Below are 14,723 nucleotides of genomic sequence, written 5' to 3'. Positions count from 1 at the left end.
AATCGTTTCCGAGCTTAGTATTGAGATTATCGGTAGCGTATTTTCAGCCTTGCATCACTATTACCCCGGCTATTAATAATATATACAGATCAGTGTTTTATCGGCTTAGGCTAAAAATAAACTCGCTATACTTTGCGTTTACCTAGCCGCTATTACACAGCAAACTCCCCACACAATAACAACCATGAGGCTAGAGTAACAAGTATAAGAGACTTGAACCAACCTAGTGATGAGTGGTTTACTGAATGCAAAGCGATGCCAACTATTCGGCGTATTCGAATAAGAGAAATTAACAAGACGATGGACGAGAAACTCCCCCCAGATAAGCAAGCTGATCTGCAAGCAATATTGGGCATTAACCAAATATTGCAGATGTTCGACTTATTACCGGATATCATATTTTGGATTAAAGATGCAGAGAGTCGGATCCTGTATGCCAATAATAAGTTTGTGCAACATATAGGCTGGCATTCACTCCAGCAAGTATTAGGCAAAACAGACATGGCTTTTTTCCCGCCCCACATCGCTAAACAATTTATCAATGATGATCAAAGTGTTATGAATGGTCAGGTTATTAGCGACAGGATCGAACTGAATATGCTGAAAACAGGTGATTTTGCCTGGTTTTCTACCTCTAAACGTCCCTTATATGATCAAAATCAGCATATCGTTGGTTCCTACGGTTTTACCCAATTAATGAATCGCACCTCACAGGTTCTTTCCAGCATAGATGCGATTAAAGCGCCGGTTGAGTTTGTACGAGAAAACTTTCATAAAGATATTTGTATCAAGCAATTAGCGCAATCTGCCTTTTTATCGGTGAGTGCATTGGAGCGGCGTTTTAAGAAATATTTATTAAAAACGCCCAAACAATTTATTAATGAAATTCGCTTAGAAAATGCCCGACGTCTACTTATTGAAACAAAATTGCCAATTGTTGAAGTCGCCTATCGCTGCGGTTTTTCGGAGCACAGTTATTTTAGTCGACAGTTTAAAGCTCTGTTTGGCACCTTACCTTCACAATTACGTGACAACTTGTATAAAGATGCTGAGTAGCAGACAAGTTAAAGCATCTATTAAGCTTGTCTTAAGACAAAACAATTAGTTTAAGCTCAACAAAAGTCTTCCGTAACAAATAGTAGTAAATTCAATGTCTTTCATCCAACGTTCGATAATAGCACCGCTACGCAGTGTGACTTTCGCGCCTCTAATGTTTATTTTAGTGGCTAGCTTCTTTATTACAGCCACCAGTAATTTCAGTTTTATTGAGCATTTTGCTCAAGAATATGAAATTAATAATAATTTCGGCTTTTTATCTGCGCTTATGGTGATTATTTTTGCCTTAAACATTCTGATAACCAGCATTATTTACCTGCTATTGCCACTGAAGTGGTCAGTGGCCGTGATGATGATACTGAGTGCAATATGCGGCTATTTTTCCGATAAGTTTGGCATAGTGATAGACGTAGAGATGATCCGTAATAGCTTACAAACGAATATGGCTGAAGCCTCTGATTTATTGACTTTGAATTTGTTGTTCCGACTAACGCTGTTAGCGATTGTGCCTATCGTCATACTGAGCCTGATGCCTATTAAGGCAACACTAGGTTCAGCTAAATGGCTAGTTAAGCTCAAATCTGTGGCGGCTTCTTTGGGTATTTCATTGTTACTGATTATCATGTGTATCGCCATATACAGCGCTCAGTTTACTAGCTTCATTCGTGAGCATAAAGAGCTGCGTTATTACATCAATCCTATTCAAGCTATTTATTCGGGCGGCAAATATATGGCCAGCCAGTTTAAGAATACAGGACCACAGGATTATGTGATTCTGACTGACAATGCTTTGTTACCACCAGACAGTAAAAGTAAAAAATTAGTTATTATGGTGGTTGGCGAAACGGCAAGAGCAGATCATTTAAGCCTGAATGGCTATGTTAGAGAGACAAACCCACTGTTAAGTCAGCAGGCAAACGTTGTTACTTATAGTCAGATTAGTTCCTGTGGTACTTCAACCGCTATTTCAGTGCCTTGTATGTTTTCTTTGTTAGCAAAAGATGACTTTGATATTGACTCTGCTTCTTACACGCAAAATACCCTTGATATTATCGCTAAGGCCGGCGTAAGTGTGTTGTGGCGTGATAATAATTCTGACTCGAAAGGTGTGGCTATTCGGCAATTATTTGAAGATTTTAGGACAGCAGACAAAAATGCAGAATGTGAAAATGAATGTCGCGATACCAGAATGTTAGGTGACTTACAGAATTTTATTAATCGTCAGCCTAAAGATATATTTATTGTATTACATCAAATGGGCAGTCATGGACCCTCTTATTACAAGCGCTATCCCAAAGAATTCGAGAAATTTACCCCAGCATGTCAAACAGCTGAACTATCAAGCTGTAGCGATCAAGAAATTATAAATGCCTACGACAATACCATTGTTTATACCGATTATTTTTTAACAAAAATTATTGAGCTGCTGCAAGCCAATACAGATGATTTTCAGACCAGCATGTTATATGTCAGTGATCATGGGGAATCAATGGGTGAAAACGGCATCTATTTACACGGATTGCCCTATGCCTTTGCGCCTGATAGTCAGACACATGTGCCAATCATATTGTGGAGTGATGATGGATCGAACATTGATTTAACGCAAACTCGGGAGTTGGCAACACAGGCTAATTCCCATGATGCCTTAGCTAAGACCTTGATCTCTTTGTTTGACATTCAAACAGATGTGAAATTTAACTCTGCACCGAATTTGGTCAAATTCAAACAAGCTCAGTAGGGCTTGTAACTGCTTAATCTTGTTTATTGGCGGGCATAGACAAAAGGTAAAAGCGGCAGTAATGCCGCTCAGGACGTCTTTCAAATAAGTTTAATTGCTGTAGTGATATTGCCTGACCACTTCATTCGGCATGTCGCATTGTGGTAGCCGACTATTTGGCCCCAACAAGACCCAATGAACACGATGGGCATAACCCGCGTCTAAGGCTTGTGTGCTATCAAAACATTGACTGATCAAGGCTTCATTAATCAGAATATAATTTTTTGCATCCTCAGCTTGCCACTGCCACGCCGCTTTGAGCTGCTCATCATTATCGGTGTGGTATCCAAAATGGGTAATAGGGTAGGGAGAAAACAAGATAAATTGTTCAGAAAAATCCACTAAACCTAATTGCGCATCATCTGGAATAAGTTGAGACATTTCTGCAAACACCGATTTTGGAGTTTTTACTTCTCCGAGTAAGGTATATCCCCACGTACTATACACTAACCACAAAACAGCAATAAATAAGGGCCAAGCCAGCAACTTAATCTGCGCTTTTTTCCACCAGGTGATAACAAAAACAGCCAACCCTGCTAGGCCAATAGTAGCTAAAAAGCCCCAAGGTTCAATTTGATATTGTTCGACAAGTTTGACACTCGCTTTAACCTCAAGCCACCCCGCAATAGCCAAAAAAGTCATCAGCAAGGAGAGCAAACCCACAAGTAACCATAAAATACGACTAGGCCATTTATTTTTAAGTATCGCCAATAAATAGGGGGCGCTGATCAAAGCCAACATAGGCAGAGCCGGTAGGATGTAAACCCCTCTTTTGCCTGGGCTGATACTAAAAAATACGATGACTAATACTATCCATACCAGAGGCAAAATAATGCGATAGTCACCCGCTTTACTCGCCCGTTTCCAATGCACAACTAACCAAGGCAGCAATACACTGATAGGTAACCAAAACACCGGTATTACCGAGCTCACATAATAATAAAACGGTTTGATATGATGCCATGAGTCCGCATATCGTTTGACCGTTTGTTTAAAAAGTATATTGTCGCGATAGGTTTCAAACAAGGGATTTTGGCTATGTTCAACTAATAATAACATCGGCAAAAACCACAAGCATATAGCAAGTAGCATCACAACTGGACCTAAGGCCCACTGCCAACGCCCTACTATGTTTGGCGCACCGGTTTGGCAGTTTTGGACTTTAAATCCACGTAATAAGGCAAAAGGCAGTAACATCAGCAGCGGCAAAAAACCGACACCTTTGGTGATAACGCCAATTCCCATAAAAAACCAGGCCATATAATACCAGCGCCATAGACCATCGATGAGTAAGAAGCGCACCAAACCGTAACAACCTAGGGTGATCCACATACATACCATGGCATCGATCTGAGCGGTTTTTGCCTGAAGAGTAAACTGCACACTGAATATCAGTAACAATGCAGCATAAAAGCCAATTTGATTAGTCCACAACTTGCGACCCAGACTGTAAACTAAATAAACAGTGACCAGGCCAGATAAGGCCGAAGGTAATAGAAATGCAATATTGATTGAACCCGTTAACCAATAAAACAGGGCTATCGACCACATGAAGATAGGGGGTTTATCTGGATATAATTCACCGCCTCGGCTTGGGAAAAACCATTGCCCCGAATGCACCATTTCCATGGCAATTTGGGCAAAACGGGGTTCATCAGCAGGCCAAGGATCTCTAAGGCCCAAACCGATAAAAATCATCAATATGGCTAGGCCAAACAAACAATATAAGTTGCTTACATGATCATGACCAAAGTCTGAATTAAACGAAAACAACGATGGCTTGGTAGATTTCAAATTCATTAGTTTAAGTGGACCTCAGATTTATTAAACAGACGAGTCTGCAACGCTTTCAACGGATTCATCATCCAATAAACGCGCAGCTTTATATTGTTTATACAGACGCAGACTCAACACTGCTGAAATGATAAAAAGCACGACACTTAAGATAATTTTCCATGCTGAGAGCACCACTATGCCTTTACCCATTAAAGCAAAAATCGCCATTTGCGGGAGATAACCGATAAAGGAGCCAATGACAAAGGGCGCAGTTCTTACATGGGTAACCCCAGCGATAAGGTTAGTCACTAAGTTGTTACCCACAGGTAATAAGCGAATCACGATAGTCTTGGTTAAGGGATCGTGATGCAAAAATCGGTCAATACGCTGAATTCTGCGCGCAAAACGTTGTTGAATAAAACGACGGCCCAATTGACGTGAAAAACTAAAAGTGACTAAGCAACTTATCGCCGTGGCCAGAGTCGCCAATAAACAACCCGCTATAAATCCAAAGGCATAACCGCCTAAAAACGCAACCATCTGCCGCGGAGCGCCAAGGGCGGTAGCTCCCGCTCCAATTAATAGAAATATCACCATGCCGGTAATACCACTATTACGTATATGCACGTCAACCCAGTTTTTATTGAGCACTTCGTTATAGGGCAGTAAGCTGACAAGAAAACCCACCAAGGCACAAACTAGCAGAAGAATGAGACTGCTCTTAAACCAAGGTGCAGCAAACAGTCGGGTGTTAGTGATCTTGGTCGACACTGACTACCTCAGCTATTTTTACTCTGCGCTGTAGCCACATCACACCAAACATATCAATTAGACCCACACCTAAACGACCCAACATATTGTATTTAGATACTCCATGTTGACGGTCTAGATGGTTGACTTCGACAACAACTATTTTACCGCCCAAACGGCGCACTAAAGCAGGTAAAAAGCGATGCATATGATTAAAATAAGGTAATTTCATAAAAGTGGTTTTTGGAAACACTTTTAAGCCGCAGCCTGTATCAGGGGTGCCATCATGTAATAATGTGCTACGTACTTTATTGGCAATTTTTGACTGAAATCGCTTCCAACTTGTGTCTTTGCGATTTTTTCGATAACCAGCAATACAAAAGTCGCTCCCAAGCGGTTGTAACATGGCTTGTTCAAGCAATTTAGGTATATCAGCGGGATCATTTTGCCCATCAGCATCAAGCGTTACTATTAGCTGACCTCGCGACATTTTGACACCAGTGTGAATAGCGGTGCTTTGACCCACTGAAAAACGATGTTTAACCGGGTAAATTTGTTCGATGCCTTGGCTCATTAAACGTTGCAGTTCAGCGTAGGTGTTATCATCACTGCCATCATCCACATAAACAATTTCAAAGGAAACTTTGTTACTCAATGCCGCCACTATAGCTTTAATCACTGGAGCGACATTTTCCTCTTCGTTTTTGGCCGGGATAACAACCGAAACATCCACCGTCTTTTTAATCATTGTTTGCTCTAAATTTTATATTAATCTACAGAATACTTAAGAAAACTTAAGTCATCATTAAATCACTACGCACGTTTATTCAAGCAATAAAAGCTGTAAATAACGGCATCTGGCATGGTCAAAACTATAGCCATAAAACTGCCTGAATTAGACAGCAAAAAGCCTCTATAAATTAGAGGCTTTATCATTCGTGCTACATTCTAGGCAGAGCCTAGAAGGGAATATCATCGTCAAAATCAAAATCAGGTTCAACCATGGGCGGCTGATTTTTCTGCCCAGCTGGCGCTTGATTAAAGCCTTGATTAGGCGCAGCTTGATTAGTGCCACCTTGATTAGGCATTTTCTGATAGCTCGGCTGGCCTTGATTATAACCGCCCTGATTACCTGAATTAGACTGGGGTGCTTGACGCGGTTGCCCTTGGAAACCACCCTCAGATTGGCCGCCACTTTGCCCGCCTTTACTGCCTAACATTTGCAACTGATCAGCAATGATTTCGGTCGTGTAACGGTCTTGACCTTGTTGGTCTTGCCACTTGCGAGTTTGCAGTTTTCCTTCAATATAAATTTGTGAACCTTTGCGCAGGTACTCACCGGCTATTTCAGCCAATTTTCGATACATGGTAATTCTATGCCATTCAGTACGCTCTTGTAATTGTCCAGCTTGATCTTTCCAACTTTCACTGGTGGCCAAGCTCAAATTTGCTACTGCATTACCGTTTGGCATATAGCGGACTTCAGGATCTTGTCCTAAATTGCCGACTAAAATTACTTTATTTACACCTTTAGTTGCCATTTTTACTCCTCTTATTCTTCTAAATTCAGGGACTCGCGAGCCCGCTGAATATCAAATTTTTGCCCATCCACTTTAATGTAAATTACCCCTTCACTGGGTATAAAATTAGCATCTTCAACACCATCTAAGTCACTCAGTTGTCCTAGAGTGTGCTCGGCGTTGTGGCTAGTAGTCTTAAGTGTATAACGTTTTAAGCGCTGTGTACTATGCAAACCTTTGATTAAATACAGCCAAAGCACACATAACACCGCTGCGAGCGCAAATACCCACTGAGAGCCAAAGTACTGGCTAATCATCGATGAAGATACTCCGCCTAAAAATGCCCCAAAAAACTGACAACTGGCATAAATCCCCATCGCTGAGCCTTTTTTACCTGCTGGTGCAATGTTAGAAACAAGGGCAGGGAAATTTGCTTCAAGGTAGTTAAAACAGGTAAAAAACAGGCTGACTAAAACCAATAACCATAGCAAGGAGCTATGTTCAATACTGAGCATAGCAAACACTAAGCCTAGGCCAAAAACGCTAGCCATCAACAAGCTTACTTGATTAATTTTGCGAGCTGCGGCCATCATGAGCGCCAGTCCAACAATAGAAACTAAAAGGACCACAAGATATAACTGCCAATGCAAAGATAAAGGCCAATTAAGAGCCACAAAAAACTTCGGAATATGCACAAACAGCAGGGTAATAAGCATGTGTAAAATCAACACGCTCATATCAAGACGGATCAACTGTGGATGGGCCAACAATACCTTAATATCTTTAATAACCGGCAGTGTGTCGCCTTTGGGTGCGACATGCTTGGCGTTTGGCACAACCCACAACACCATAAAAACACACAGAATGGCAAGCACACCAGTTGCTAAGAATATGCCCTTTAAACCATAAATATTAGCGATGGTTGGCCCCAGTAATAGGGCTATATAAAATGAAAAACCGATGGCGACACCAATAATAGCCATGACTTTAGGTCGCTGTTTTTCACGACTTAAATCACCAGCTAAAGCCATGATCGCACCCGCAATAGCCCCGGCGCCTTGCAAAAAACGACCAATGACTACCCATACTAAGGTATCTGCAAAAGCCGCAACTAAACTGCCTATGGCGAACATCAATAAACCAAAAATAATAATTGGTTTTCGACCGATCTTATCGGATAGCACGCCCATGGGTATTTGTAACAATGCTTGGGTCAAGCCATAACCTCCGATGGCCAAGCCCACCAACATAGCAGAATAATCAGGATATTCACGCGCAGCCACTGCCATGACAGGCATAATCATAAATAGCCCAAGCATGCGCAGCACATAGATAAAAGCGAGCGAAAATGCCGCGCGAAGTTCAATTGAATTCAAAGTAATTACTATTCAGTTTAAGTGATAAATTAAGCGTAATTTGGGCATGAGATTCTAGCATAACTTGAGGCTTTACCGATAGCCGAAAATAAGCTTAAGGGGCTAAACTTAATAGTCAGTAAAAGATAATCACACTGGGCATAGAGCTGTTTTGCAGAGTATGTAATACTACTCTTTTGCTCTCAAACTTGGTTAGAAATGGACAGAATTGAAGTTCGTGGTGCTCGCACCCACAATCTGAAAAACATAAGTTTAGATATTCCTCGAGACAAATTGACTGTTATCACCGGGTTGTCAGGCTCCGGTAAGTCTTCCCTCGCCTTTGATACTTTATATGCGGAAGGCCAACGTCGATATGTAGAATCACTGTCAGCCTATGCCAGACAGTTTTTGTCGATGATGGAAAAACCTGACGTCGATCATATTGAAGGGCTATCACCAGCCATTTCTATCGAGCAGAAGTCAACTTCCCATAATCCGCGCTCGACGGTTGGGACGATCACCGAAATTTATGATTATTTGCGTTTGCTCTATGCCCGCGTTGGTGAACCTCGTTGCCCTGATCACCATCTACCTTTAAACGCGCAAACTATTAGTCAAATGGTCGACCGGGTCCTAGAAATGGAGCCAGAGACTAAATTGATGTTGTTGGCTCCAGTCATACAAGACCGCAAAGGTGAGCATGTTAAGACCCTGGAGAATTTATCCGCACAAGGGTTTATTCGTGCACGGATAGACGGCGAGGTCTGTGATTTAACCGATCCTCCGCCTTTAGACTTACATAAAAAACACACCATTGAAGTGGTTGTAGACCGGTTTAAAGTCAGAGAAGACCTAAAATTGCGTCTGGCTGAATCATTTGAAACCGCACTCAACCTATCGGCTGGCACGGCGAAGGTGGCTTTTATGGACGAGCCCAGTAAACAAGAACTGGTTTTTTCGTCTAATTTTGCTTGCCCAAAATGTGGTTATAGTATGGCGGAACTTGAGCCACGTTTGTTTTCATTTAATAACCCCGCGGGCGCATGCCAAACATGTGATGGTTTAGGTACCAAGCAATTTTTCGATCCACAACGTATCCTAGCTAATGATGAATTGAGTTTATCAGGCGGAGCCATCCGCGGATGGGATAAACGCAGTTATTATTATTTTCAAATGCTACAAGCGGTAGCCGACCATTATAAATTTGATCTAACTAAACCCTACAAAGAGCTTGATGCAAAAGCCCAAGATTTAATTTTGTATGGCAGCAAAGGCACGTCACTGAAATTCAAATACATCAATGATCGCGGCGATATCATGGAACGCAAACATCCCTTCGAAGGGATTATTCCTAATATGGAGCGTCGATATAAAGAAACTGAATCTAACGCCGTTCGTGACGAGCTAGCTAAATATTTAAGTCAACAAAGCTGCACCAGTTGCGGTGGTACACGTTTGCGTTTAGAGGCCAGAAACGTTTTTATTGGTGATACCCCTTTGCCCACTATCACTGACATGTCGATTGCTGATGCCGTTGCATTTTTTGCAAATGTCAGCTTAACCGGCAGCCGTGAGCAAATTGCTGAGAAAATATTTAAAGAGATCAACGACAGACTCACCTTTTTGGTCAACGTAGGCCTCAATTATTTATCCTTATCACGCAGTGCCGACACTCTTTCCGGCGGTGAAGCACAGCGGATCCGTTTGGCCAGTCAAATAGGAGCAGGATTAGTCGGCGTTATGTATGTCTTAGATGAGCCCTCTATTGGCTTGCATCAACGGGACAATGAACGACTCCTACAAACCTTGATTCATTTGCGTGACTTGGGCAATACCGTGATCGTGGTTGAACACGATGAAGATGCGATTCGAGCGGCAGACTTTGTACTCGACATTGGTCCTGGTGCCGGTGTGCATGGCGGACAAATTGTCGCTCAAGGCACTATAGAAGACATTAAGAATAGTGAGCATTCACTGACCGGTAAGTATTTATCTGGCCGTGAACGTATTGAGATACCGAGCAAAAGAACACCTATCGACCAAAGCAAATGGATCGAATTGGTGGGAGCAAGTGGTAATAATTTAAAAAATGTAACCTTTAGGGCGCCTATTGGTTTAATGACCTGTGTCACAGGGGTATCGGGCTCAGGTAAATCAACCCTGATTAATGACACCTTTTATCGCATTGCTCATCGTGAATTAAATGGCGCGACAACGGGTGAACCTGCGCCATATTTGAGCATTGATGGTATGCAATATTTGGATAAGGTGGTCGACATTGACCAAAGTCCAATTGGTCGTACACCGCGGTCTAATCCTGCCACTTATGCAGGGATCTTCACACCGGTTCGCGAATTATTTGCCGGTACCCACGAATCTCGTTCGCGGGGGTATCAAGCAGGTCGATTTAGCTTTAACGTCAAAGGTGGTCGCTGTGAAGCCTGCCAAGGTGATGGCGTAATTAAAGTCGAAATGCACTTTTTACCCGATGTTTATGTGCCATGTGATGTATGTAAAGGCAAACGCTACAACCGCGAAACTTTAGAAATTCAATACAAGGGCATGAACATTCATCAGATACTTAATATGACGATTGAAGAAGCCAGACCTTTCTTTGATGCCATTCCCGCTATTGCTCGCAAACTACAAACACTGATCGATGTAGGTTTGTCTTATGTGCGCCTAGGACAAGCGGCGACGACCTTGTCGGGTGGCGAAGCGCAACGGGTTAAACTCGCCAAGGAATTATCCAAGCGCGATACAGGTCAAACATTGTATATTCTAGATGAACCAACCACGGGTTTACATTTTCACGATATCAAACAATTACTCGCTGTCTTGCATAGACTGCGTGACCACGGCAATACTGTCGTTGTGATCGAACATAATTTAGATGTCATTAAAACTGCAGACTGGGTTCTGGACTTAGGGCCTGAAGGAGGTTCAGGTGGCGGTCAAATTGTCGCTCAAGGTACGCCTGAAGATATTTGTCAGGTTGAGGCTTCGCATACCGCACGTTTCTTAAAGCCCTTATTATTTAAGGAGCCGTAATTATGTTAAGTGAATCATTTAAAGTTCGATTTTGTGAAACTGATGCCTTAGCCCACGTCAGTAATACGGTGTTAGTGCAGTGGTTTGAAACTGCGCGCGAACCGATTTTTCGCATGTTTAATCCACAATTAGATTTGAAAAACTGGCCTTTAATTTTGGCCAGCTATAAGGTTGATTTTTTACAGCAAATTTTTTACGGTCATGGGGTTGAAGTGCGCACCTATATAAGTCGTATAGGCAACAGCTCCTTTGATGTTTATCAAGAATTATGGCAAAACTCACAATGCTGCGCTTCGGGCACAACCACCTTAGTCCACTTTGATTTCGCTACATCCAGTTCCAAGCGGATAAATGAGGCGGTTAAAAACCAGTTACTACAGCATCCAAAAGAGTAATTATTAGCGCTAACCAACCCTCAATAGAAAGCCGCTTTGTAAAGCGGCTTTTTTGTAAAACTAACAGTCAATTATCTTTAAACTTTGAACTGCTTAGTAATCGCTTCTAGATGTTGCGCCAACTGTGCCAACTCACTACTAACAGATGCTAATTTTGCCGAGCTATTAGACGTTTCAACCGTGCGTTGATGAATTTCATCCACATTGGTACTGATGGTTTTAGCAACTGATTGTTGTTCGCCAGTTGAATGAGCAATTTGGTCATTCATTCGGGTAATTCGACTTATGGTCTCAGTAATAACCGACAGACTTTGACCCGCTTTATTAGCGGTTTCAACACTGTTGGTAGCTTGCTCTGTGCCTTTAGACATAACATTCACGGCAGAACGTGCGGCATTTTGCAGCTGCTCAATAGTTTTTTGAATTTGCTCTGTCGATTGTTGTGTACGCGAAGCTAAGGTACGTACTTCGTCTGCTACCACAGCAAAACCGCGGCCTTGTTCTCCCGCCCTTGCCGCTTCAATGGCGGCGTTTAAGGCCAACAGGTTAGTTTGTTCTGCAATACCTTTAATAACATCCAGCACCACACCGACCTGATTTGAGTCTGATTCTAATTTTCTGATCACTTCAGCCGTTTCTTCAACATTTTCGGCCAGTTGACGAATACTTTGCACAGTATGATTTACTACTAGTTGTCCATTATCAGCGGCAGAAGAAGCGTCGCCGGCAGCACTCGCTGCTTCAGCCGCACTGGTCGCAACAGCACTTACGCTAGCAGTCATATCATCTACGGCACGTTTAGCTTCACCTGCTGCGCGCTGCTGCACATCAATAGTCTTGTTAGTATCATCGGTCAGTTGATTTAAATTTTGGGCTAATTCAGAAAGAGGTAATGAAGCATTAACGATGTCTTTGACAACACCTTGTAATTTTTCCATAAATTGGTTGAACCAATAAACTAAGTCACCAATTTCATCTTGATTTTTAGTCACCAGCCGCACAGTTAAATCACCATCTTCTTGGGCTATGTCTTTCAGTGAACTCACTACCTGTGCAACACTACCTCGTAAACCCGTTACGATAGGAATGGCGGTAGCAAATAGCAATATGATAATAGACACTGCCATAATTACGCCTACCGTAATTAGGTTTGTACCACTGTCTTTAGAAGCGTTAATTCCGTTTTGAAAGGCATTAATTCGTGCTTCGCGAAAAGCAGTAAGTGCTTTCGCCACTTCTGCATAATTATCATTCATACGCACTGAACTTTGGCCCAATTTAGACATGTCAGCCGTTTGATTGACCATAGATTCGGAAATACCAAAGGCAAATTCAAAATAGCGGTCAAATAATTCTATAATTCTATTGGCTTCACTGGCCAAATTAGGATTAATTGACTGAATTTTTTTAAGTAAAGCTTCAGTATCATTGGCAATAGTTTTGGCTGTATCGAGTGCGTCTTCATCGCCAGTAATCGCTGCACTACTTAAGGTATCTCGTACCTTCTCAATTTTAACTAAAGCACTATTGGTCGCATCTAAAGCGGGGTATTGCACTTCAATGATGTCGTCTAGTAGTTCGACGTTCCTCAAACCAGTAATCGTAGTGATCCCCAAGTAAAGCAGAAAACCAACCGTCCCAATAATTGGAATGAGAAATAACTTTTGCGCTATAGACATCTTGGTTAAGAAATTCATCGAGCTACCTTTTTGTAATATCAAACTATTAAAAAACTGTTTATAAACAAGCTATACCACAAAACCAAATATCGCCAGAATTCCGTTCAAGGCAACTCAAAATATCGCTGTAATAATATTTAATTAAGGTTTTTATCCGTCATATGGCGTTACGCTTATGCCAGTTAGACTATAACCAACATTGGCTATTTCGCCCTCCCATCCATCGGTGGAAAGCGTGCCCGTGACCCAAACAGCATCATATAAGTTATCTATCGGCACCCCGCCTGAAAACTTCACATAGACTATCTGGTTAGGGGGCGGAGGGGGCACATGAATACAAGCACCAAAATAAGGAACAAGTAAAAATTCACGGGTCAGTTCATTATCGCCCTCCAAGGGCACAATAAATCCGGGAATTTTAACCACTTTACCGTTTAGCGACCTAACAACTGGCGCATCTAAATTTTGTTGTACCATGCTGCCATCGTGACTGACTTGCTGCTGAGGAGCAATATAATCTTTAGGGATCATGTCTTCCCAAAACAGCTCTAACGTTTCTGCTTGAACACTAACAGTCAAAAAGTAGATTAAAATTAAGATTTTTTTCATTTTTTATTGCACTTTTAATTTTGAATATTGCCGAGCAAGCCAATAAAGTTAAATCGACCTCATTGCCTATGATTGGCTGAGTGTAGAGATAATAAGGATAGAGCATACAGTAAATTTAGTCGCAAGGTAAAATACCTTACAAGGTGAGCTTGAGAATAACTTAGATCCAACAAAAAAGCCGACAAACGTCGGCTTTATAAGGCACTCAAACATTACTGTTATTTGTTAGCTTCGTAGCGCTTAACACTATCAATAATTTCTGCTTTCGCTGATGCTGCATCTTCCCAGCCATCAATTTTAACCCATTTGTTAGGTTCAAGGTCTTTGTAATGTTCAAAAAAATGTTGAATCTGCTGTCTGGTTAATTCAGGTACTTGATCAATATCAGTAATGCCGCGGTAAATCGTAGATAATTTATCAACAGGTACTGCCAAAATTTTAGCATCTGTACCTGATTCGTCGGTCATTTTTAATACGCCCACAGGGCGACACTTAATGACACAGCCGGCTAACAGGGGAAACGGCGACATGACTAATACGTCAGCAGGGTCACCATCTTCTGACAAGGTGTTATTGATATAACCATAGTTGGTTGGGTAATGCATACAAGTAGCCATAAACCGATCAACAAAAATAGCGCCGCTGTCTTTATCTACTTCGTATTTTACTGGGTCAGAATGGGCTGGTATCTCAATGATAACATTGACTTCATCAGGCAAATTTTTACCTGCAGGTACGTCATTTAAACTCAT

Annotated in this window: 12 protein-coding genes; 4 read left to right on the top strand and 8 right to left on the bottom strand. The window is 41.8% G+C overall.

Annotation, left to right across the window (positions count from 1 at the left end):
- Positions 1–300 precede the first annotated feature (300 nt).
- Together ABKW31_RS14530 and ABKW31_RS14525 are read left to right on the top strand one after the other, a co-directional pair.
- Positions 301–1,056 (top strand): helix-turn-helix domain-containing protein, encoded by a 756-nt coding sequence (locus ABKW31_RS14530; RefSeq protein ID WP_348617352.1) that lies wholly within the window; start codon positions 301–303, stop codon positions 1,054–1,056.
- 94 nt (positions 1,057–1,150) lie between these two features.
- The gene (locus tag ABKW31_RS14525; RefSeq protein ID WP_348617275.1) at positions 1,151–2,794 is read left to right on the top strand and encodes a phosphoethanolamine--lipid A transferase; all 1,644 of its coding nucleotides are present in this window, start codon (positions 1,151–1,153) and stop codon (positions 2,792–2,794) included.
- Between the two features lie 90 nt (positions 2,795–2,884).
- Here ABKW31_RS14525 and ABKW31_RS14520 read toward each other — a convergent pair whose 3' ends face one another.
- The 5 genes from ABKW31_RS14520 to ABKW31_RS14500 all read right to left on the bottom strand — a co-directional run bounded on the left by ABKW31_RS14520 (position 2,885) and on the right by ABKW31_RS14500 (position 8,255).
- Complete coding sequence (locus tag ABKW31_RS14520; protein ID WP_348617274.1) at positions 2,885–4,633, bottom strand: glycosyltransferase family 39 protein; 1,749 nt, start codon at positions 4,631–4,633, stop codon at positions 2,885–2,887.
- A gap of 24 nt (positions 4,634–4,657) precedes the next feature.
- Positions 4,658–5,380 carry a VTT domain-containing protein gene (locus ABKW31_RS14515; protein WP_348617273.1) on the bottom strand — a complete coding sequence of 241 codons (723 nt, stop codon included), beginning with the start codon at positions 5,378–5,380 and terminating at the stop codon, positions 4,658–4,660.
- Complete coding sequence (locus ABKW31_RS14510) at positions 5,361–6,092, bottom strand: glycosyltransferase family 2 protein (protein WP_348617351.1); 732 nt, start codon at positions 6,090–6,092, stop codon at positions 5,361–5,363. The genes ABKW31_RS14515 and ABKW31_RS14510 overlap by 20 nt, the downstream gene beginning before the upstream one ends.
- 226 nt (positions 6,093–6,318) lie before the next feature.
- A complete protein-coding gene (locus tag ABKW31_RS14505) occupies positions 6,319–6,900 on the bottom strand; it encodes a single-stranded DNA-binding protein (RefSeq protein ID WP_348617272.1) in 582 nt (193 codons plus the stop codon).
- Positions 6,901–6,911: 11 nt separating this feature from the next.
- Complete coding sequence (locus tag ABKW31_RS14500) at positions 6,912–8,255, bottom strand: MFS transporter (protein WP_348617271.1); 1,344 nt, start codon at positions 8,253–8,255, stop codon at positions 6,912–6,914.
- Between the two features lie 198 nt (positions 8,256–8,453).
- Here ABKW31_RS14500 and uvrA point away from each other — a divergent pair, with 198 nt between their 5' ends.
- Together uvrA and ABKW31_RS14490 are read left to right on the top strand one after the other, a co-directional pair.
- Complete coding sequence (gene uvrA, locus ABKW31_RS14495) at positions 8,454–11,288, top strand: excinuclease ABC subunit UvrA (RefSeq protein ID WP_348617270.1); 2,835 nt, start codon at positions 8,454–8,456, stop codon at positions 11,286–11,288.
- 2 nt (positions 11,289–11,290) lie between these two features.
- Positions 11,291–11,683, top strand: coding sequence for a thioesterase family protein (locus tag ABKW31_RS14490; protein WP_348617269.1), 393 nt, complete (start codon positions 11,291–11,293; stop codon positions 11,681–11,683).
- A gap of 77 nt (positions 11,684–11,760) precedes the next feature.
- On the opposite strand, the gene ABKW31_RS14485 is transcribed toward ABKW31_RS14490, so the two are convergent.
- From ABKW31_RS14485 to ppa, 3 genes are all read right to left on the bottom strand, one after another.
- Positions 11,761–13,380, bottom strand: a complete 1,620-nt coding sequence (locus ABKW31_RS14485) for a methyl-accepting chemotaxis protein (protein WP_348617268.1) — start codon at positions 13,378–13,380, stop codon at positions 11,761–11,763.
- A 132-nt stretch (positions 13,381–13,512) separates the two neighbouring features.
- Positions 13,513–13,971: a DUF3299 domain-containing protein gene (locus ABKW31_RS14480; RefSeq protein ID WP_348617267.1), complete on the bottom strand. Its 459-nt coding sequence runs from the start codon at positions 13,969–13,971 to the stop codon at positions 13,513–13,515.
- Positions 13,972–14,189: 218 nt separating this feature from the next.
- Positions 14,190–14,723, bottom strand: a complete 534-nt coding sequence (ppa, locus tag ABKW31_RS14475; protein WP_348617266.1) for an inorganic diphosphatase — start codon at positions 14,721–14,723, stop codon at positions 14,190–14,192.

Origin of the sequence: Paraglaciecola sp. 25GB23A (assembly GCF_040012495.1) — a bacterium.
Lineage (GTDB): Bacteria > Pseudomonadota > Gammaproteobacteria > Enterobacterales > Alteromonadaceae > Paraglaciecola.
The sequence above is the reverse complement of the archived record's forward strand: the minus strand, read 5'-3'. Positions and strand labels throughout refer to the sequence as shown.